Below are 21,160 nucleotides of genomic sequence, written 5' to 3' on the forward strand. Positions count from 1 at the left end.
ACCTGGATCTACGGGCCGGCGGTCAGCCGGGCGGCCAGGCCGTCGACGAACATGGTGAGGGCGAACTCGAAGCTGTCCCGGTCGACGGCGTCGGCGTGTTCGCGCAGCCGGTGCGCGTCGCCGAGCGCGGGGTACCGGTCCAGGTACACCTGCACGTCGTCGACGAAACCGCGCGAGAACGAGCCCATCGCGGCGCCCACCACCAGGTATTTCGTGGAGGCTCCGATCATCGTGGCCTCCCGGGCCGGCCAGCCGGCGGTGACCAGGCCGCCGTGGATGGCGTCGGCACGGCGCAGTGAGGCGTCGCGCTGGCCGGGGCCGCGGGCCAGGAACGGCACGATGTTCGGGTGGCCGGCGAGCGCCGCGCGATAGGACCGCGCCCAGCCGAGCAGGCCCTCCCGCCAACCGAGCGTGAACGCGCTGACGTCCACCTTCTCCATGATCTCGCTGGCCACGTCGTCGAGCAGCTGCTCCTTGGTCGGATAGTGGAAGTAGAGCGCGGGCGCGCTGACACCGAGCGCGGTGGCGAGTTTGCGCATGCTGAGCCCGTCGAGGCCGTCCCGGTCGATGATCTCGAGCGCCGCCGCGCGGATGCCGGCCTGGCTCAGCAACGGGGTGGTCGGCCGCGCCATGTGGCTCCTTCCGTTGTTTTATCTAACGGTGTTAAGTTAGCATCCGACTTGAAACCTGACAGCGTTAGTTTTACTTCTTCCGGGAGGCGCCGTGGATCTCGGCCTGACGGACGAGCAGGAGCAGTTCCGCTCCCTGGCCCGGGACTGGGTGGACCGTGAGGTCGTCCCGCACGTGACCGATTGGGATCGTGCCGAGCAGGTCGACCTGAAGATCGTCGGCAAGCTCGGCGATCTGGGCTTTCTCGGACTCGGCATCGCTGAGGAGTTCGGCGGCTCGGGCGGCGACTTCCTCTCCTACATCCTGATGATGGAGGAGCTGGGTCGCGGCGACACGTCGGTGCGCGGCATCGTGTCGGTCTCGCTGGGCCTGGTCGCGAAGAACATCCAGGCCTATGGAACGACCGCCCAGAAACAGCGGTGGCTGCCGGGGCTGTGCTCCGGCGAGACGCTGGGCTGTTTCGGTCTCACCGAGCCGAGCACCGGCTCCGACGCCGGTAATCTGACCACCCGGGCCGTGCCCGACGGCGACGGCTGGCTGATCAGCGGCGAGAAGATTTTCATCACCAACGGGACCTGGGCCCAGGTCGTGCTGGTCTTTGCGCGTACCGGAGGGCCTGGACCGAAAGGGATCAGCGCCTTCCTGGTGCCCACCGACGCGCCGGGCGTTGCCCGGCGCGAGATCAAGGGGAAACTCGGCCTGCGCGGTCAGGCGACAGCCGAGATCAACTTCGATGGGGTACGCGTAACCGAGGCTGATCTGCTCGGCGCAGAAGGCGGCGGCTTCAAGATCGCGATGTCGGCCCTCGACAAGGGCCGGATCGCCGTGGCCTCCGGCTCGGTCGGCCTGGCCCGCGGTTGCCTGGAGGCCTCCGTCGCCTACGCGAAGGAGCGCGCCCAGTTCGGCAAGCCGATCGCCTCCTACCAGCTGGTGCAGGAGATGCTCGCCGACATGGCGGTCGAGACCGACGCCGCCCGGCTGATGGTCTGGCGGGCCGCCGACCTGGTCGACCGGGGTCTGCCGTTCCGCACCGAGGCCTCGATGGCCAAGCTGTTCGCCACCGAGTCCGCCGTGAAGACCGCGAACCAGGCGATCCAGGTGTTCGGCGGGTACGGGTACGTCGACGAGTTCCCGGTCGGCAAGGCCATGCGCGATGCCCGCGTCACCACGCTCTACGAAGGCACCAGTCAGATCCAGAAACTGCTCATCGGCCGTGCGCTGACCGGGATCAGCGCGTTCTGAGGGGGTACGTGTTGAGTCGGGTAGCCATCGTCACCGGAGCCGCGCGGGGTATCGGCGCGGCAACCGCCGTCAAGCTCGCGTCCGAGGGTGCGGCAGTCGCCGTTCTGGACCTGTCGCTGGAGGCCGGCACCGCGCTTGCCGATCAGATCCGGGAGTCCGGCGGCACTGCTGTCGCGTTCTCCTGCGACGTCGCCGACGAGGCGCAGGTCGACGCGGTCGTCGACAAGGTCGCCGGGGAGTTCGGCAGCGTCGACGTGCTGGTCAACAACGCCGGGGTGCTGCGGGACAACCTGCTGCACAAGATGTCCTCGTCGGACTGGGACATCGTGATGAACGTGCACCTGCGCGGCGCGTTCCTGTGCAGCCGGGCGGCGCAGCGGCACATGGTGCCCCAGCGGTCCGGGAAGATCGTCAACACGTCCAGCGTCTCCGCGCTGGGCAACCGTGGGCAGGCCAACTACGCCGCCGCGAAGGCCGGGATCCAAGGTTTGACGCGTACGCTCGCGATGGAGCTCGGGCCGTTCGGCATCAACGTGAACGCTGTGGCGCCCGGCTTCATCGTGACCGAGATGACCGACGCGACCGCGGCCCGGGTCGGTATCGCCGCCGAGGACATGCAGGCCAAGGCCGCCGAGATCACCCCGCTGCGCCGGGTGGGTCAGCCTTCCGACATCGCGAACGTTGTCGCGTTTCTGGCGAGTGACGCGGCTTCCTTCATCACCGGACAGACCATTTATGTCGACGGCGGACGCCGACTTTAATAGGGGATCTTTTCTATGCGTCGCTCAGTTTTCAACGAAGACCACGAGGCGTTCCGGCAGACGCTGCGGACGTTCATCGAGGCCGAGGTGGTACCGAACTACGACGAGTGGTTCGTGGCCGGCGAGGTTCCGCGCGACTTCTACAAGAAGCTCGCCGAGCTGGGCCTGTTCGGCATCGAGGTGCCCGAGGAGTACGGCGGCGCCGGCATCGACTCGTTCAAGTTCGCCGCCATCCAGACCGAGGAGACCACCCGGGCCGGTGTGTCGTTCGGGGCGTCCGGCGCGCACGTCGCGCTCTGTCTGCCGTACCTTCTGCAGCTCGCCACCGAGGAGCAGAAGCGCCGCTGGCTGCCCGACTTCGTCTCCGGCGAGGCGATGTACGCGATCGCGATGACCGAACCGGGCACCGGCAGTGACCTGGCCGGCATGAGCACCACGGCGCGTCTCTCCGAGGACGGCACGCATTACGTGCTGAACGGCGCCAAGACCTTCATCACCGGCGGTGTGCACGCCGACAAGGTGATCGTCTGCGCGCGGACCGCCGCGTCGCTGCCCGAGGACCGCCGGCACGGCATCTCGCTGCTTGTCGTCGACACGAAGCTGCCCGGTTACTCGGTCGGCCGCAAGCTGGACAAGCTCGGTCTGCGTACCTCGGACACCGCCGAGCTGGCGTTCGTCGACGTGAAGGTTCCGGTCGAGGACCTGCTCGGCGAGGAGAACAAGGGCTTCTCCTACCTGGGCAAGAACCTGCCCAAGGAGCGCCTGTCGATCGCCTACGGCGCGTACGCGCAGGCCGCGGCGGCAGTACGGTTCGCCAAGCAGTACACCCAGGAGCGCAAGGTCTTCGGCCAGGCCGTGGCATCGTTCCAGAACACCAAGTTCGAGCTGGCCGCGTGCCAGGCCGAGGTCGACGCCGCGCAGGCGGTGGCCGACCGGGCCCTGGAGGCGCTCGACGAGGGTGAGCTGACCGCCGCCGAGGCGGCGTCGGCGAAACTGTTCTGCACCGAGGTGGCGCACCGGGTGATCGACAGGTGCCTGCAGCTGCACGGCGGCTACGGGTTCATCAACGAGTACCCGATCGCCCGCCTCTACGCCGACAACCGGGTCAACCGGATCTACGGCGGCACGTCCGAGGTGATGAAGATGATCATCGCGAAGGACATGGGGCTGTAGTTCTTCCTCCTCCGGGGCGGGGTCATCCTCCAGCGATAGGCCCCGCCTGAGATGTATCGACGTTCGTCACTTTCTGGCTACCGTCGGGCCGGGCAACAGCCCGTTCCCCCGTCAGGCAGAAAGGACGAACGCATGCGCTCCGTTCCCCGGATGCTCCTCGTTGTCGCCGTAGCCGTCGCCGGATTGTTCGCGCCGGCCACCGCGGCCCTCGCGAGCGATCCCGACGTCGGTCCACTGGTCGTCGGCGGCCAGCCCGCCAGCGAGAACTACTCGTTCATGGTCTACGTCTCCGGCTGCACCGGCTCGCTCATCAAGGCGAACTGGGCGGTCACCGCGGCACACTGCCCGACACCCTCGACGGTCCGGGTCGGCAGCATCAACCGCAGCAGCGGAGGCACGGTGGTCTCGGTCCGGCGGGCCGTCACCCACCCTCGCATCGACGTGAAGCTGTTCGAACTGGCGTCCTCGGTGTCCCACGCGCCCGCCTCGATCCCCACGGCGTCCGGCGCGGTCGGCACCGCCACCCGGATCATCGGCTGGGGGCAGACCTGCCCGCAGCGCGGATGCGGATCAGCCCCGGTGGTCGCCAACGAGCTGAACACGTCGATCGTGGCGGACAGCCGCTGCTCCGGCATCGACGCCGCGTACGAGATCTGCACCAACAACACCAACGGCAACGCCGGCGCCTGTTACGGCGACTCCGGCGGGCCGCAGGTCCGGCAGGTCAGCGGCCGCTGGGCGCTGATCGGCGTCACCAGCCGGGCCGGAAACAACAGCTCGGTCTGCGCGACCGCGCCGTCGATCTACGGTGACCTGCCGTCCATCCGTGCCTGGGTGAACACCCAGGTCGGTGGTCTGCCCGCCTGACATCAGGTGCTTGGCCGGGCCGGTGCGCGGCGGCGTGCCGGCCCGGCCTCGCGGTGACTACGCTGCCAGCATGGCTCTTCTCCACAAGGCACACATCACTCCGACCAAGCTGGAATTGCTCGCCGCCTGGCTGCCGGCCCGCCCCTGGTACGCCGGTGACGGCCCGCTGACCCGGGTGGCGGCCGCGCGTTTCGACGACCCGGCCGGCGAGGTCGGCGTCGAGACATTGCTGGTCCGTGCCGGGGAAGGGCCGGTGCTGCACGTCCCGGTGACCTATCGGGGTGCGCCACTCGACGGTGCCGAGGAGCACCTGATCGGTGTGACCGAGCATTCGGTGCTGGGCAAACGCTGGGTCTACGACGGCACGGCCGATCCGGTTTACGTCTCTACGCTCGTCGAGGTGATCCGGACAGCCGGTAACGAGGCCGTGGAAGAGTTCGAGGTGGACGGCGGGCGGGTCAGCCGCGAGGTCGACCTGAAGCTGACCGGCAGCGGGGCGGAGGTCGCACCGGCCACCGAGATCACCGGCCACCGGGACGGCGACCCGACAGTGATCTCCACGGCTACGGTGACGCTGAACGTGAACCGGGTTCCGCTGATCGTTGTCGACCCCGCCGACAAGGGTGTCCTGAGCGCCTGCTGGACCGGCCAGGAGACTCCGGCCGTCCTGGTCCACCTCCGCTGACCGGCCCGGCGCGGTCAGCGGCCGAAGAACTCCGCGATGGCGGTGGCCGCGTGCAGGTCTGTCGCGGTCCGGCCCATCAGGGCGGGGGAGGGTGTGGGGCCCGGGATCGTGTGCCCGCCGCCGTGCACGGTGAACAGGGTGACCGGCGGGCGGCCGTCCTGCGCGTAATCCGTCCGGCTCACCGTCGTCCGGCCCGTCCGGCCCGCTGAGGTCCGGCCCGTCCGGCTGGCCGAGGTTCGGCTGGCCGAGGTTCGGTCGGCCGCGTGCGGGAGGATGGTGGTGACCGCATCGGTGGTGATCCCGTTGCGCCGGGCGAAGTAGGCCGCCGTCTCGGGGGCGGACAGCAACGCGCCGCCCGATCGGAACGCGAACCGGGCCCACGCGGCCATCCGCCCGCCCCCGTACGGAATGATCCGGTCCTTGGTTCCATGAATCAGGAGCACCGGCTTCGGTACGACCGGCAGCGCCGGCGTTCCGGACAGCAGGAAGTTGTCCGGCGCGGGCTGCTGGGCCGCGATGATCGCGCCGCCGGCCAGCAGGTCGGGGCGCTCGTGGAGGAGCCGGATCACCATGCCGCCGCCGTTGGAGTACCCGGCGGCGATGGTCTCGCGGCCGTCGCCGAACCGTTTCACGATCGCCTCGGTGAACGCCACGTCGTCGACGCCGGCGAGCCGGGCCGGTGTGCTGCTGAGCCTGCGCGCGTCGTTCCAGTTACCCCGGTACCCGTCGAGGTAGGCCACGGCGGTCCGGTCCAGGCGGTCGAACGCGTTGCCGGTGAACCGGCGGAAGATCCCGGCGTTCTGGGTGGAGCCGTGGAAGACGATCAGCAGGCGGTCGTAGTCGCCGCCGTCCGGGGTGACCAGCGTGTAGGTGCGAGGCCGTCCGGCCACGTCGATGGATTCCATGAGGGCTCCCGTTGAAGCGGATGGGTTATCCGTTTCAACGTAACATGATGTGGATGGGTTATCCGTTTATCCTTCTCACGTGACTTCCGTACCGCTGCGCAAGGACGCGGCCCGCAACTGGCAGCAGATCGTCGACGTGGGCCGGCGGTTCGTGGACGACGGGGTGCCGCTGCGGCTCAACGACGTCGCCCGCGAGGCGTCGATCGGAGTGGCCACGGTCTACCGGCATTTCCCCACGACCGAGACGCTGCTGGAGACCGTTGCCCGGCCGGGTCTGGAAAACTTGGTGACCGCGGCGAACCGTGCTCTGAGCGCGGACGACGCCGGGGACGCGTTCGCCGGGTTTCTCCTGGCCGGCATCGACATCCAGCTGGCCGACGCGTCCGTGCAGCCGGTCTTCGCCGCGGGAACGCACGCGCTGCCGGAGACGGCCGAGCTGGTCGGCCGCCTCAATGCCGCCTCGGGGGAGTTGCTCGACCGGGCGCAGGCGAGCGGCGCGATCCGGGCGGATCTGACCAGCCAGGACGTGGTCCGGCTGATGTGCGGGGTGGTCTTCGCGGCCACCGTGCACGCGAGCCCGGGGGAGCGGGCCGGCCTGACCCGCCGTTACCTCGACATGGTCCTGGCCGGCCTCCGCACCCCGGCTTGAAGCGGCCCCGGCTTGAAGCGGCCCCGGCTTGAAGCGGCCCCGGCTTGAAGCGGCCCCCGCTTGAACCGGCCCCCGGCATAAAGCGGCAGCGGCCCTGGCTCAGAGCGCCTCGTCGGCCTTGCGGGCTGCGATCAGCACCGGGTCCCAGACCGGCGCGAACGGCGGCGCGTAGCCCAGGTCGAGAGCCGTCATCTCGGTGACCGTCATCCGGTTCCAGACGGCCACCGCGAACGCGTCGATGCGTTTCGCGGCTTCGGCCTTGCCGACGATCTGGGCGCCGAGAAGCAGGCCGCTGGTTTTTTCGGCGATGACTTTCACCGTCATCGGGTCGGCGCCGGGCATGTATCCGGCGCGGTTCGTCGACGAGACCGTGGCGGTGACGTATCGGTAGCCGGCCGCGTCGGCCTCTTTTGAGGACAGGCCGGTCCGGGCCACCTCCAGGTCGCAGATCTTGGTGATGCCGGTGCCGATGATGCCGGGGAACGTGGCGTACCCGCCGCCGAGGTTGATCCCGGCCACCCGGCCCTGCTTGTTCGCATGGGTGCCGAGCGGGACGTGCACCTGCCGCCCGCTCACCCGGTTGAGCACCTGGGTGCAGTCACCGGCCGCCCAGACGCCCTCGACCAGCCCGGACGGGCCGGTCACCCGCTGCCGCAGGTCCGTGGCGAGACCGCCGGTAGCGCCGAGCGGAATCCCGGCTGCAGTGGCCAGTTCGGTGTTGGGCCGGACGCCCAAACCGAGAATCACCAGGTCGGCCGGCAGCGTCCCGGCGTCGGTGACCACCGCTTTGATCTGATCGATATCGGACTCCAGCGACTCGACTGTCACTCCGGTGCGCAGCGTTATCCCCATGCACTCGATGGATTTCGCGACCAGCGCGCCCATGTCCGGGTCGATCGTCGACATCGGCTGCGGCGACTGCTCGACCAGGGTGACCGACAGGCCGCGCCGCAGCAGCGCCTCGGCCATTTCCACGCCGATGTAGCCGGCGCCGATCACCACGGCGTTCTTCGGCGACGTCTCCGCGATCCAGGCCTCCACGGCCGCGCCGTCGCCCAGGGTTTGCATCCCGAAGACGCCGCGCACCGGAACCGCGGCCCACTTCGGCCGCACCGGAACAGCGCCGGCTGCGTAGACCAGTTCGTCGAAGCCCTCGCTGAACTCCCGGTCGGCCGATCGCACCGTCACGGTCCTCGCTGACAGATCAATTCCGGTCACCTCGTGCCCCGTGTGCACGGTGATGCCGACCTCGGCGAAGGCCGCCGGATCTCGGGCTATCAATGCGTCGGGCCCGTCGACGAGGCCGCCGATCCAGTACGGGATCCCGCACGCCGAGTAGGACGTGAAATCGCCCCGCTCGAACGCGAGGATCTCCAGGTCGTCCGCCTTGCGCCGTTTACGAGCCTGCGCGGCCGCTGACATTCCGGCCGCGTCGCCGCCGATCACGATGATTCGCACGGACCCATTCTCCTCCAGCCCCGATCTCTGTTACCGCGGCATTTCCGGAAAGCTGCGGATGACGGTTGCCTGTCGCATCAACCGAGATCTATGGTGACCCCACCGTCGAAGCGCTTCGATGATCCACCTTGGAGCGCCATTCAGTCATGCCGTTTCTCACGATGGAGACCACCATGCGCAAACGCGGTCTGGCCGTCCTCGCCACCGCTCTGCTGGTCGTGCCTCTCGCGCCCGGCGCAGCCGCAGCCGCCGATCCCGCTTACCCGTTCCGTGACCCGAGCCTGCCCCTTGTCACCCGGATCGACGACCTGGTCGGCCGGCTCACGCTCGACGAGAAGATCTCCCTGCTGCACCAGTACCAGCCGGCCATCCCGCGTCTCGGCCTCGGTGTGTTCAAGTCCGGCACCGAGGCGCTGCACGGTGTGGCCTGGTCGAACAGTTACCCCCAGAACGGCGCGAAGATCGACGCCACCGCGACGGTCTTTCCGCAGGCCGTCGGCCTCGCCAGCACCTGGGACCCGGAGCTGCTGAAACGGGTCGGCTCGGCGGTCGGCGACGAACTGCGCGGTTTCCACGCGCAGGACCCGGTGGTCTGGGGCCTGAACACCTGGGCGCCGGTGGTCAACCTGCTGCGGGACCCTCGCTGGGGCCGCAACGAGGAGGGTTACTCGGAGGACCCGCTGCTCTCCGGGGAGATCGCCACGGCGTACGGGCAGGGCCTGCAGGGCGACGATCCTGATCATCTGAAGACGGCGCCGACGCTGAAGCATTACGCCGCGTACAACAACGAGGCGAAACGTGACGTGACCTCGTCGAACGTCCCGCAGCGGGTGCTCAACGAATATGACCGGGCACCGTTCAGATTGGCGTTGGAGAACGGCGCCGCCACCGGCGTGATGGCTTCGTACAACCTGATCAACGGCCGCCCCGCGACGGTTGATCCTGATCTGGGAACCCTGGTCCGGGAGTGGAGTGAGCAGCGCCTTTTTAATGTCAGTGACGCCTGGGCGCCGACCAACCTGACCGGTTCGCAGGCCTATTTCGCGACCCAGGCCGAGGCGAACGCCGCACTGCTGAAGGCCGGCCTGGACAGTTTCACGGTCAACGACACGAACGCCGTCCCGACCGTGACCGCGATCAACGAAGCCCTCCAGCAGGGGCTGCTCACCGAGTCTGAGATCAACGAGTCGGCCGGCAACGCCCTGAGCATCCGGTTCCGGCTCGGCGAGTTCGACCCGGACGGCGGGCCGCACGCGGGCATCACGGCCGACGTGATCGACAGCCCGGCGCATCGGGCGCTCGCGCGGGAGACCGCCGCCGAAGCGGCCGTTCTGCTCAAGAACGACAAGAACCTGCTACCGCTCAAGCCCGGCGGTGACGTCGCGGTGGTCGGTCCTCTCGCCGACAAGCTTTACACCGATTGGTACGGCGGACAGCTCCCGTACCAGGTCACGGCCCTCGACGGCATCACTGAGCGGGCGAAAGAAGTCACCACCAGTTTCGGCGCCGACCGGATCGCGTTGAAGGAGGTCACCACCGGCCGCTATCTCAACGCCACCGACGGCCCGGCCGGCCTGGGCGAGAAGACCACGGCCTCGGAATTCGACAGCGTGGACTGGGGTGACGGGGTCTCGACCCTGCGCAGCGTCGCGAACGGCAAGCTGCTCGGTTACGGCTGGGGGCCGTTCGTCACCGTCGAGGAGAACCCGACCGGCTGGTTCGTCCAGCAGCAGTTCAAGGTCGAGGAGCAGAGCGATGGCACGGTCGTCCTGCACTACGCCGGTTACGAGACGCAGGAGCCGTGGTTCGGCGCCAACACGTACGTCACCGTGGGCGCCGACGGCAACCTGGCGCTCGGGTCGGCCACCGCGGCGGGCGCGGCACGGTTCAGCAAGGAGCTGCTTGTCGACGGGGTCGCGCAGGCCGCCGCCACGGCGAAGAAAGCGAAAACCGCCGTCGTGGTCGTCGGCACCGACCCGTTCGTCGCCGGCCGCGAGGTTCACGACCGGACCAGCCTCGGCCTCGGCGAGCGCCAGGAATCCCTGATCAGGGCGGTCCGCCGGGCGAACCCGAACACCGTCGTGGTCCTGCAGAGCAGTTATCCCCAGTCGATCACCTGGGCGCAGCAGCACGTGCCCGGCATCCTCTGGACCACCCACGCCGGCGCCGAGACCGGGCACGCGATCGCCGACGTGCTGTACGGCAGCGTCAACCCGTCGGGCCGGCTGACACAGACCTGGCCCCGCTCGGAGGCGCAGCTGCCGGCCGACCTCAACCAGTACGACATCATCACGACCGGGCAGACCTATCTGTACAGCGACGAGAAGCCGCTCTACCCGTTCGGCCACGGGCTGTCCTACACGAAATTCCGGTACGGCAACGTGAAGATCACCAACGGCACGGTCAGCGTGACCGTCACGAACACCGGCAGCAAGGCCGGTGACGAGGTCATGCAGCTTTACACCCATCAGCGCACCTCGCGCGACGTCACGCCGGCCAAGCAGCTGCGCGGTTTCCAGAAGGTCCATCTGGCACCCGGGAGATCCACGACGGTCACCCTCACGCTCGACAGGAGAGACCTGGCCAGGTGGGACGTCACCCGGCAACGCTGGGTGGTCGAGAACTCGGTGCACGACATCCTCCTCGGCTCGTCGTCGAGCGACATCCGGGCGCGGGCGACCCTCGCCGTCCGGGGCGAGACCATCCCCGCACGGGACCTCACTGAAGAGACGAGGGCGGAGACCTTCGACGTGTACGCCGGCGTCAAACTTCTCGACGAGACCAAGGAACGCGGCACGGTGGTCGGCGCGAGCACGGCCGGCGACTGGATCGGCTTCCGCGACGCCGCGCTCCGCGGCGGCAGATCCCTCACGGTCCGGGCGTCCGGCGCCGGCTCCGTCGAGGTCCGGCTCGGTTCGCCCGCCGGGCGCCTGCTCGGTACGGCCACGCTGAGCGACACCGGCGGCATCTATGAGTACGCGTCGGCGACCGCGACACTGCGGCCCGTCAGCGGCCGCCACGACGTCTACCTGGTGCCGAGCCCCGGCCTGCGCCTGGCGGCGTTCACCATCCGCTGAGGTGGTCACCGAGGTGCGTGGCGGCCACGCACCTCGGTGATCAGTAGGATCGACGAGGGGAGCGGTCTTGGCAAAGGACCGGGCGACTTGGGGAGGCGCAGTGCCGACGATCAACGACGTCGCCCGGGCGGCCGGGGTTTCGCCCAGCACGGTGTCGTACGTTCTGAGCGGCCGCCGCCCGATCTCGGCCGAGACCCGCGCCCGGGTCCAGGCCGCCATCGCCGAGCTCGGCTTCCACCCGCACGCCGGGGCCCGCGCCCTGGCCAGCAGCAAGACCAATGTGCTCGCCCTGGTGGCGCCGCTGCGGGTGGACGTCAACGTGCCGGTCATCATGCAGTTCGCGACCGCCGTGGTGACCGCGGCCCGGGCGTACAACCACGACGTTCTGCTGCTGACCAAGGACGAGGGCACGGCCGGGCTGGAACGCGTCGCGCACAGCACCATGGTGGACGCGTTGATACTGATGGATCTGGAACGGGACGACCTGCGGATCCCGGCGTTACGCCGGCTCAAGCAGCCGTCGGTGCTGATCGGGCTGCCGTCCGACCACACCGGCATCGCCTGCGTCGACCTGGACTTCGCGGCGGCCGCCCGGCTCGCGCTGGAACATCTCGCCGGGCACGGCCACCGGCGGATCGGCCTGGTCGGACCGTCACCGGCCGTCTACCGGCGGCAGACCACGTACGCCGACCGGTTCCTCGCCGGTTTCCTGGAGGCGTCCGCCGAGCTGGACCTGCGCACGGTCACGCACCCGTGCGAGCCGGGCGCGGCCGGCGTACGCGACGCCATGGCCGACATCGACGCCCAGCTCGCCGATCTGACCGCGCTCGTGGTGCACAACGAGGAAGCGCTGCGCCCGTTGCTCGACCTGTTGCACGCCACCGGCCGCAAGGTGCCGGACGACGTCTCGATCGTCGCGATCTGCCCGCAGGACGTGGCGACCAGCATGCCGGTCGGCCTTACATCGATCGACATCCCCGCCCATGATGTCGGGACGCTGGCCGTGGAGACCGCGATGCGGCTGCTCGACGGCCGGACCGTGGAATACACCCGGCTGCTGGCGCCGACTCTGGTCGAGCGGAAAAGCTGCACGGAAATCTCGCCGTCACACCGTTGACATGAACGGCGCTCGTTCCCTAGCGTCTCCGGCAAGGCCATCGTCGAAGCGTTTCGACAGATATCCGTCGAAGCGCTTCGACGACGACCCCACCCCACCCTGATAAACCAGCCCGGTCCCCCTGGGAGGATCCGTGTTCAAATCACGAGCCATCGCCGCGGTGCTGCTGGCTACGTCCCTGGTCCTGACCGCCTGCGGCGGCGGAGGCGACGACGCCACCGAGGGCGCCGACGCGAAGACCCTGACCCTCTGGCACTACGAGGGTCCGAACAGTGCCATGGGCATCGCCTGGAACAAGGCGATCGAGATCTTCAAGAAGGATCACCCCGGCGTCGAGGTGAAGTTCGAGGAGAAGGGCTTCGAGCAGATCCAGCAGAACGCCCAGATGATCCTCAACTCGGACAGCGCCCCGGACCTGATGGAGTACAACAAGGGCAACGCGACCGCCGGCCTGCTCTCCAAGCAGGGCCTGCTCACCGACCTCAGCGAGCAGGCCACCAAGCGCGGGTGGGACACCAAGCTGAGCCCGAGCCTGCAGACCACCGCCAAGTACGACGAAGACGGCATCATGGGCAGCGGCAAGTTCTACGGCGTGCCCAACTACGGCGAATACGTCATGGTCTATTACAACAAGGCCCTCTTCGACAAGTACAAGCTCGCCGTGCCCACCACCTTCGACGAGTTCACCACGGTGATGGACACCTTCGTGCAGAACAAGGTGACCCCGCTGGCCGTTGGCGGCGCCGAGTACCCGGCTCAGCAGATCTTCTACGAGCTGGCGCTCTCCAAGGCCGACCGCGCTTTCGTCGACGATTACCAGCTCTACAAGAACAAGGTGGACTTCAAAGGCCCGCAGCTGACCTATGGCGCCCAGACGTTCGCCGACTGGGTGAGCAAGGGCTACATCTCCAAGGACTCGGCCGGCATCAAGGCTGAGGACATGGGCGTCTCGTTCACCCAGGGCAAGTTCCCGATCCTCTTCTCCGGCAGCTGGTGGTACGGCCGCTTCGCCGAGGAGATCAAGGACTTCGAGTGGGGCACCTTCCTCTTCCCGGGCAACAACCTGCACCCCGGTTCCAGCGGCAACCTCTGGGTCGTGCCGGAGAAGAGCAAGGCCAAGGCTCTCGCGTACGACTTCATCGACATCACCATGTCGCCGGAGATCCAGGCGCTGCTCGGCAATTCCGGTGGTGTCCCGGTCGCGGCGGACGTCTCGCAGATCACCGATCCCAAGAACAAGGAACTGGTCGAGACGTTCAACAAGATCTCGGGCAGTGACGGCCTGGCGTTCTACCCGGACTGGCCGGCGCCCGGTTACTACGACGTCCTTGTTGCCGGCGTGCAGGGCCTGATCAACGGGTCGAAGACGCCCGATGCGTTCCTCGATGAGGTCGCCAAGCCGTACAACGAGAATGTGGCCGATCTGGGCAAATGAGTGAGTCGCGGGCGGTGGGTGACCCACCGCCCGCCTCGCGGAGGGAACGGCCATGAACAAGAATCGCGGCTACGCGATATACCTGATCCCCGGCGTGCTCGCCTCGCTCGCCGTGATCGTCGTTCCGCTGGTGATGACGGTCTATGTCAGTTTCACCAAATGGACCGGCGTGGGCACACCTCGCTGGGTCGGTTTCGACAACTACACGAGGCTTTTCCAGGACACGCTCTTCTGGCAGTCGTTCTCCAACATCGGGCTGCTGGTGCTCGCGATGGCCGTGGTGCCGACGCTGCTCGGGCTGTTCCTGGCCGCGGTGCTCTTCGATTACGTCGCCAAGAAGTTCGGTGACCGCTGGGCCGGCACGCTGCGCTCCGGGTACTACATCCCGCAGGTGCTGCCGGTCGCGGTGACCGGCATCGTCTGGGGCTGGATCCTGCACCCCGACTACGGCGCGCTCAACAAGATCATGGAGTCGATCGGCCTGGGCGGGCTCACCCGCAACTGGCTCGGCGATCCGGACTACGCGCTGTACAGCGTGATGGCCGTGATGATCTGGTTCCAGCTCGGCTATCCGGTCGTGATGTTCATGGCCGGCCTGTCCCGGGTCGACCCGGAGCTCTACGAGGCTGCCGATCTGGACGGCGCGAGCTGGTGGCAGCGGTTCCGCACGATCACTGTCTACATGATCCGGCCGGAGTTCTACGTCGTGCTGGTGACCACCACGATCGCCGCATTGAAGATCTTCGGGCAGGTCTTTGTGCTCACCGGCGGCGGGCCGAGCAACGCCACCCTGGTCCCGTCCTACTTCGCCTACCAGAACTTCTTCGAGAAAGCCCAGGTCGGGTACGGCTCAGCGATCTCCACGGTGCTGACCGTGCTGATCGTCCTGCTCGCGTTCCTGTTCCTGCGGCTGCAGCACCGTGCGGAGGAGACCCGATGACCGTCGTGGCCACGGCGGCCTCCGCGCGTACCCTCGAAGATCCGTCGCCGAAGGCGGCGAAGCACCGCAACCCGGTGCGATTCGTCGTGCTGTTCGCCCTCGTGGTTTTGCTTCTTCTGCTGGTCGGGCCGCTGCTGGTGGTCGCGGTCAACGCGGTGAAGAGCCCGGCGGACTACGCCGCGAGCGGACCTCTGTCGATTCCCACGCACCTGTACTGGGACGGGATCGTCGACTTCTGGAACCGGGTCAATTTCGGTCAGAAGCTCTGGAACAGCTTCATCACCAGCCTGGTCGTCGCGGTGCTCGGCGTCGTGTTGTCGATTCTGAACGCCTACGCGCTCGGCATCGGCAAGGTGAAAGGCCGGGTCTGGTTCCTGGTGTTCTTCCTGGTCGCGAATCTGTTGCCGCAGGAGGTGCTGGTCTACCCGCTGTACTACATCGGCAAGGAGATCGGTCTCTACGACAACCTGATCTCGATCATCATCATCTTCACGGTCATCCAGAGTGCGTTCGGCACATACCTATTGACCTCGGTCTACTCCGAGTTCCCCAAGGAGTTGCTGGAGGCCGCCTCGATCGACGGCGCCGGCAAATGGCGCGCGCTGTGGCAGGTGGTGGTGCCGGTCAGCCGGCCGACGCTCGCGGTGCTCTTCACGTTCTTCTTCATCTGGACGTGGAACGAGTTCTTCCTGCCGCTGATCTTCCTGATCTCGAACGACAACCAGACCGTTCCGGTCGCACTCGGCGTGCTGCAGGGCGATCGCATGATGGACGCCACGACGACGAGCGCCTCCGCGCTGATCGGCATCCTCCCGGCGATGCTCTTCTTCCTCCTTTTCCAGCGGACCCTCACGCGCGGCATCGCCGCCGGTGCCATCAAATGATCGTTTGTAAAGGACACTCATGAAGTTCACCGACGGCTATTGGCGTAAGCGGGACGGGATAACCGTGCTGCACCCCGCGCATGTTGTGGACAGTTCGACGGCGCCGGACTCGCTGACCGTCTATGCCGCCACCAAGCCGGTGCGGGGCCGTGGCGACACGCTGAACGCGCCGCTGATCACGGTCACGCTGGCCGCGCCGGCACCGGACGTCATCCGGGTCACCATCGACCATTTCCAGGGATCAGTCGCACAATTCCCGAACTTCTCGATTACGTCCTCGCCGGTCGACGTCGCCGTTGACGCCGTCTCGCTCACCTCGGGTGCGCTGACCGCGCGATTCTCCGACGGCGAGCACTGGGGACTCGACTTCCTCGTCGATGGCAAGCGGATCACCGGCAGCGGCTGGAAGGGTATGGGTGTCGTCGACACTCTTGCTGGCGAGCACTTTGTCCACGAGCAGCTGGATATTGGAGTCGGCGAGACCGTCTACGGCCTCGGCGAGCGCTTCGGCCCACTGGTCAAGAACGGTCAGAGCATCGACGTCTGGAACGAGGACGGCGGGACCAGCAGCGAGCAGGCGTACAAGAACGTTCCGTTCTACCTCACCACCGGCGGGTACGGCGTCCTCGTCGACCACCCGGGCAAGGTGTCCTTCGAGGTTGCCTCGGAGATGGTGTCCCGGACCCAGTTCAGCGTCGCCGGGCAGAGCCTGTCGTACCTGATCATTCACGGTCCCACCCCGGCCGACGTGATCCGCAAGTACACCGCGCTGACCGGCCGGCCCGCGCTGCCGCCGGCCTGGTCGTTCGGGCTCTGGCTGACCACGTCGTTCACCACGTCCTATGACGAGGACACGGTGAACACGTTCATCGACGGAATGGCCGAGCGGGATCTGCCGCTGAGCGTGTTCCACTTCGACACGTTCTGGATGCGCGAGTTCTCGTGGTGCGATTTCGAGTGGGACACGCGTACCTTTCCGGATCCGCCGGGCATGCTGAAACGCCTCGCCGGACGGGGTCTGAAGGTCTGCCTCTGGATCAACCCGTACATCGCGCAGCGGTCCGCGCTCTTCGCCGAGGGCCGGGAGAAGGGTTACCTGGTCAAGCGAGCCAACGGCGACGTCTTCCAATGGGACCTGTGGCAGGCGGGCATGGGCCTTGTCGACTTCACCAACCCGGAGGCACGCGCTTGGTATTCGGACAAATTGCGGGTGCTTGTCGAGATGGGTGTCGACGCCTTCAAGTCCGACTTCGGCGAACGGGTCCCGACCGACGTGGTCTGGCATGACGGTTCCGACCCGGAGCGGATGCACAACTACTACACGCAGATCTACAACCAGGTCGTCTTCGACGTTTTGCGCTCTGCTAAAGGCGAGGGTGAGGCGGTCCTCTTCGCCCGCTCCGCCACTGTCGGCGGCCAGCAATTCCCGGTGCACTGGGGCGGCGACAACTCCAGCACCTACGAATCGATGGCGGAAAGCCTGCGCGGCGGCCTTTCCCTGATGTCGTCCGGTTTCGGATTCTGGAGCCACGACATCGGCGGCTTCGAAGGGATGCCGGACCCGGCCGTCTTCAAGCGATGGATCGCTTTCGGACTGCTGTCCTCCCACAGCCGATTGCACGGCAGCACGTCGTACCGCGTCCCGTGGAACTTCGACGACGAATCCTCCGACGTCCTGCGGTCGTTCACCCACCTCAAATACAGCCTGATGCCGTACCTGTTCGGCGCCGCCCGCGAAGCGCACGAAACCGGCCTGCCGGTGATGCGCCCGATGGTCCTCGGTTTCCCCGGCGACCCGGCCGTGAACTACCTGGACCGTCAATACCTACTGGGCGGTGACCTGCTGGTGGCCCCGGTCTTCAGCACCGCCGGCGAGGTCAGCTATTACCTCCCGGCCGGCCGCTGGACCAGCTTCCTGACCGGCGATGTCATCGAAGGCCCTCGCTGGGTTGACGAAGTGCACGGCTTCGGCAGCGTCCCGCTCCTGGTCCGCCCGGGCGCGGCCATCCCGGTCGGCGCCCGCGTCGACCGCCCCGACTACGACTACCGCGACGGCGTCACCCTGCGCCTCTTCGAACCACCCGCCAACGGTACGCAAACAGTCACGGTCCCCGGCCCAGCAGAAGCCGAAACGGTCTTCAGCGTGCAATGGCATGGCGAAACCGTGCGCGTCGAGCGCGCCGGAGCCGAGCTCCCCTGGAACGTCCAACTGGGCACCACGGTGACCGAGGTCCCCGCCACCGAGAACAGCTGCACTCTCACCACCGAGTAGCAGCGACATATGACCGGCGGCATTTACGAGATGCCGCCGGTCACATGTCGTCGGCATATCCCAATTCGCGCAGGGCCGCGAGCACATGAGCAGCCGTCGCCGGGTCGACCTGCGGGTCTCCTCTGAGCCGGTGGCGAACAAGTGTGGCGTATCGCAGCGATTCGCTCCACGGCCAAGGCGTGAGGATCGCCTCTGTGACCTTTGCTGCTCGTCGATAGGTTTCCGGTGCCGGATTGGTCATCAGTTGGAGGAGAACGTTCGCTGCCGCCAGGATCTCGTCTTCGCTGAACGCGAAGAGTGTATTGACCGAGGCGCCGAATGCCCGGGCCAGGGGTTCCAGTGCATGCTGGGCGAGGTCGTCCTGGATGCTGCACTGGAACCACGCCTTCTTGCGCAGCCTGTCCGAGTGCGTGTGGTGATAGATCGGGACTCCCGCCAGCAGCTGTGTGCTCCCTGGTGGGACATCGAGGGTCCAATAGAGATCGACGACAGGAACCACATCGTTCCCGCCGATGCTCAGGCGGACGTCGCGCAGCGAGTCCTCCCAGACCCTTTCCAGGGCGATCGTGTCGACCAGGCTGGTCCAGCCCTCATTGGTGAGCTGGGAACGCCAGAGAAGGGCCTGGTCGTGCCATGACTCGACCACGTCGAGGCTGCCCTCGAACAGGTCGCTCGCCTGTACGGTCGACGACACGCAGAGGATGAGCAGGAGCAGGTTCGCGCCGTAGGCGGCATATCGCGTGGGCTCGCCAGGCGTAGCCGGCCGGTAGTCGGCGAACCGATGGGTGGGCAGGCTGTGGTTCACCGTGCGGACCAGCCGTATCAACAACTCCCGGAGAGCCGACCGTTCCTCCGGCCCAGCTGGTGATGCGAGGTCGGAGAGGAAGCCGATCACTGGCCCTCGTGAGCAGAGGGGCTGGAAGGACAGCAGCGCGCGGAGCAGGTCGTCGTCCGAGGGTGGGGCGGTCAGTGACATCGCTGTGGCTTGGCTGCGGGCGGCCATGTCACGAAGCACCTGCCAGGTGAAGCGGGCGACCAGGTACTCGCCGAAGGTGGCGTGCAGGAACTCGTACGTCTGCAGGGAGGTCTGGTCTCGGGAGGCCCGCGCGCGGTGGATGAAGAAGAATCTGCCGAGCGTCAGCTCGGCGGGCCGCAGCTGGGCGCGCAGGCCGCCCTGTCTGGTGGCCGGGCCGAAGAGAGCGGTGAGGTCGGTCTCGAGATCGGCTTCGGTCACCCACTGCGCGGCTCGGTTGAACATGGCGAACGCGACCACCGAGAGGCGGCGCAGCTCCTCCTCGACCGCGAGTTCCAGGTCGCGGTCCGGTAGGCCGGGGCGGTGTTTGGTGATTTCGCGGGTCGCGAAGGTGCCCAGGAGCCGTTCGTAGAGCTCGTGGGTGCGCAGGTTCTCGCCGGCGCGCTGGAGGGCGTTGCCGTCGGCGTCGTAGAGAGCCAGCATGAGCAGCAGCAACGGCTGTTCGGCCAGCTCGCGGTGGGCCAGGACGGCGTGCGGTGTCAGCGGTGACAACCGGCGGGAGGCGAGGTTCGTGGCGTTCGTGTGGTTCCAGGTGTCCAGCCAGGTGGTGATCCGCTGATCGTCGAAGGGTTCCAGGCGCAGCGCGACCGTCTCGGCAGGCGCGCTGGCCCGGTCGGCGACCGCGGTCCGGCTTGTCACGATCACGGCGACCGGCCGGTTCTGATCAGCTTCGCGGCGCTGGAAGCGTGCCACCTTCGTGAGGTAATCGGTCTGGCTCACGCCTGCTGCCTGAAGCAGCTCGTCGAAGCCGTCGAGCAGGATCACCGGCATGGCGTCGCCGGCGCTGCGGGACAGGGCCGGCCAGTCGACGCGTTCGCCGGTCGCCTGGCGGATGGCGTGCTCGATCTGGTCCTGCAGCTCGTCGGTGGCCGGCGTCTCGCGCAGCACCACCCGGATCGGCAGGAAGTCGGCGGCCGGCAGCCGGGCCGCCAGCACAGTGGTGAGCACCGACTTGCCGGCGCCGGGCTGACCGAGAACGAGCAGGGGAGCGCGGGTCGCCTGCGGTGACGTGAGATGCCCGACCAGGAATTCCTCCAGATCGTCGCGCACCGGGATCTCCGCCCACCAGGACTCGTCGCTGACCCGGGCGGCCGAGGGCACGTCCGCGACCCGGAACCGGGGTGGAAGGTACGCGTCGCCGAGCCGCGGCGCCTCGATTCCGTCCGGAGCGTCGACGACCTTCTCCCGGAGTGCGGCGCGGTAGGCGCGGGCCAGCGATTCGCGGCGCTCGTCGGGTTCACGGCCGGTGGAGATGTCCCGGAGCTGCTCTTCGAGGCCGGCCAGGGCGGCCCTGGTGGCACGGTGCTCCTGCTGGCTCGCCCAGCAGGCCAGCTCGGGGAAGTCGGCGACCAGCTGACGGAACAGATCCTGGTACCGGGAGACCGCCCGGTCCGGCAGGGCCTCCAGGTCGTTGTAGATCCGCCGCAGGTCGGGCTCGCTGAGATCGGTGGCGAGCGCGAGGTCGTCGAGCAGCTCGGTCATGGCGTCGGACAGCGCCCGGTACTCGTCGCGCAGATTCGCCACGAAGACCTCGGGTGACTGCTGCGGTGTCGGGCGCGGTGAGCCGGCCGACTGCATCAGCTCCACCAGGTAACCGGCCCGGCGGTCGGCCACGACCCGTTTCTCGCCACCGGCCAGGCGGGCGAAGGCGATCTGGTCGAGCCTGGTCCGGTTCAGGTCGCCCAGCTCACGGGGCAGCGACTCGAAGAAGGCGACAAGCACGATCACGTTGCGGGCGGCATCCAGGCGTTCGGTGCGGCCGTACCGGGACAGGCGTTTTCCGTAGAGGCCGCGAACCAGCTCGTGACTGAGCCGGACGAACTCGCCCTTGGCGTCGAACCAGCTCAGCAGCTCGGTGACCCCGGGCGCGGCGACGAGCAGAACGCCACCGGCGAGCTTCTCGATGGCCGCGACGACTGTGCTGTCCTGCCCGCCGAGCAACCGTACGGCGTCGGTGTAGCTGAGACTCCTCGGCATCATTCCATTCTGGACGCGTACGCAAGAAAGGACCCGGACAGGAAGTCCTGGCCGG

16 protein-coding genes are annotated in these 21,160 nt (G+C 67.7%); 12 read left to right on the top strand and 4 right to left on the bottom strand.

Going from position 1 to position 21,160, the window contains the following annotated elements:
• Positions 1 to 8: 8 nt before the first annotated feature.
• A complete protein-coding gene (locus ACQP2E_RS14435) occupies positions 9 to 632 on the bottom strand; it encodes a TetR/AcrR family transcriptional regulator (protein WP_433831787.1) in 624 nt (207 codons plus the stop codon).
• A gap of 91 nt (positions 633 to 723) precedes the next feature.
• Here ACQP2E_RS14435 and ACQP2E_RS14440 point away from each other — a divergent pair, with 91 nt between their 5' ends.
• The 5 genes from ACQP2E_RS14440 (at position 724) to ACQP2E_RS14460 (ending at position 5,358) form a co-directional block, all read left to right on the top strand.
• On the top strand, positions 724 to 1,872 hold the full coding sequence (locus tag ACQP2E_RS14440) for an acyl-CoA dehydrogenase family protein (RefSeq protein ID WP_433831789.1): 1,149 nt from the start codon (positions 724 to 726) through the stop codon (positions 1,870 to 1,872).
• An 11-nt stretch (positions 1,873 to 1,883) separates the two neighbouring features.
• Positions 1,884 to 2,633 carry a 3-oxoacyl-ACP reductase FabG gene (gene fabG / locus ACQP2E_RS14445; RefSeq protein WP_433831791.1) on the top strand — a complete coding sequence of 250 codons (750 nt, stop codon included), beginning with the start codon at positions 1,884 to 1,886 and terminating at the stop codon, positions 2,631 to 2,633.
• A 15-nt stretch (positions 2,634 to 2,648) separates the two neighbouring features.
• Positions 2,649 to 3,806, top strand: coding sequence for an acyl-CoA dehydrogenase family protein (locus ACQP2E_RS14450; RefSeq protein ID WP_433831793.1), 1,158 nt, complete (start codon positions 2,649 to 2,651; stop codon positions 3,804 to 3,806).
• A 132-nt stretch (positions 3,807 to 3,938) separates the two neighbouring features.
• Complete coding sequence (locus ACQP2E_RS14455; protein ID WP_433831795.1) at positions 3,939 to 4,673, top strand: S1 family peptidase; 735 nt, start codon at positions 3,939 to 3,941, stop codon at positions 4,671 to 4,673.
• Between the two features lie 70 nt (positions 4,674 to 4,743).
• Positions 4,744 to 5,358 (top strand): CG0192-related protein, encoded by a 615-nt coding sequence (locus ACQP2E_RS14460; RefSeq protein ID WP_433831797.1) that lies wholly within the window; start codon positions 4,744 to 4,746, stop codon positions 5,356 to 5,358.
• A 14-nt stretch (positions 5,359 to 5,372) separates the two neighbouring features.
• Here the strand turns inward: ACQP2E_RS14460 and ACQP2E_RS14465 are convergent, their stop codons facing one another.
• Complete coding sequence (locus ACQP2E_RS14465; RefSeq protein WP_433831799.1) at positions 5,373 to 6,263, bottom strand: alpha/beta hydrolase family esterase; 891 nt, start codon at positions 6,261 to 6,263, stop codon at positions 5,373 to 5,375.
• Between the two features lie 79 nt (positions 6,264 to 6,342).
• Between ACQP2E_RS14465 and ACQP2E_RS14470 the strand changes: the two genes are divergently transcribed.
• Complete coding sequence (locus tag ACQP2E_RS14470) at positions 6,343 to 6,912, top strand: TetR/AcrR family transcriptional regulator (protein WP_433831801.1); 570 nt, start codon at positions 6,343 to 6,345, stop codon at positions 6,910 to 6,912.
• A 99-nt stretch (positions 6,913 to 7,011) separates the two neighbouring features.
• On the opposite strand, the gene ACQP2E_RS14475 is transcribed toward ACQP2E_RS14470, so the two are convergent.
• Positions 7,012 to 8,334, bottom strand: a complete 1,323-nt coding sequence (locus ACQP2E_RS14475) for an FAD-dependent oxidoreductase (RefSeq protein ID WP_433833923.1) — start codon at positions 8,332 to 8,334, stop codon at positions 7,012 to 7,014.
• A gap of 209 nt (positions 8,335 to 8,543) precedes the next feature.
• Between ACQP2E_RS14475 and ACQP2E_RS14480 the strand changes: the two genes are divergently transcribed.
• The 6 genes from ACQP2E_RS14480 to yicI all read left to right on the top strand — a co-directional run bounded on the left by ACQP2E_RS14480 (position 8,544) and on the right by yicI (position 18,095).
• A complete protein-coding gene (locus ACQP2E_RS14480; protein WP_433833925.1) occupies positions 8,544 to 11,447 on the top strand; it encodes a glycoside hydrolase family 3 C-terminal domain-containing protein in 2,904 nt (967 codons plus the stop codon).
• 100 nt (positions 11,448 to 11,547) lie between these two features.
• Positions 11,548 to 12,564 carry a LacI family DNA-binding transcriptional regulator gene (locus ACQP2E_RS14485; RefSeq protein ID WP_433831803.1) on the top strand — a complete coding sequence of 339 codons (1,017 nt, stop codon included), beginning with the start codon at positions 11,548 to 11,550 and terminating at the stop codon, positions 12,562 to 12,564.
• Positions 12,565 to 12,697: 133 nt separating this feature from the next.
• Positions 12,698 to 13,999, top strand: a complete 1,302-nt coding sequence (locus ACQP2E_RS14490; RefSeq protein ID WP_433831805.1) for an ABC transporter substrate-binding protein — start codon at positions 12,698 to 12,700, stop codon at positions 13,997 to 13,999.
• A gap of 52 nt (positions 14,000 to 14,051) precedes the next feature.
• Entirely contained in the window at positions 14,052 to 14,939 is an 888-nt protein-coding gene (locus ACQP2E_RS14495) for a carbohydrate ABC transporter permease (protein WP_433831807.1), read from the top strand.
• Positions 14,936 to 15,823 carry a carbohydrate ABC transporter permease gene (locus ACQP2E_RS14500; RefSeq protein ID WP_433831809.1) on the top strand — a complete coding sequence of 296 codons (888 nt, stop codon included), beginning with the start codon at positions 14,936 to 14,938 and terminating at the stop codon, positions 15,821 to 15,823. The genes ACQP2E_RS14495 and ACQP2E_RS14500 overlap by 4 nt, the downstream gene beginning before the upstream one ends.
• A 19-nt stretch (positions 15,824 to 15,842) precedes the next feature.
• The gene (gene yicI, locus ACQP2E_RS14505) at positions 15,843 to 18,095 is read left to right on the top strand and encodes an alpha-xylosidase (protein WP_433831811.1); all 2,253 of its coding nucleotides are present in this window, start codon (positions 15,843 to 15,845) and stop codon (positions 18,093 to 18,095) included.
• A gap of 40 nt (positions 18,096 to 18,135) precedes the next feature.
• On the opposite strand, the gene ACQP2E_RS14510 is transcribed toward yicI, so the two are convergent.
• Positions 18,136 to 21,105 (bottom strand): NACHT domain-containing protein, encoded by a 2,970-nt coding sequence (locus ACQP2E_RS14510; RefSeq protein WP_433831813.1) that lies wholly within the window; start codon positions 21,103 to 21,105, stop codon positions 18,136 to 18,138.
• Between the last annotated feature and the right edge of the window lie 55 nt (positions 21,106 to 21,160).

Origin of the sequence: Actinoplanes sp. CA-015351 (assembly GCF_050955685.1) — a bacterium.
In the GTDB taxonomy this organism is placed as follows: Bacteria; Actinomycetota; Actinomycetes; order Mycobacteriales; family Micromonosporaceae; genus Actinoplanes.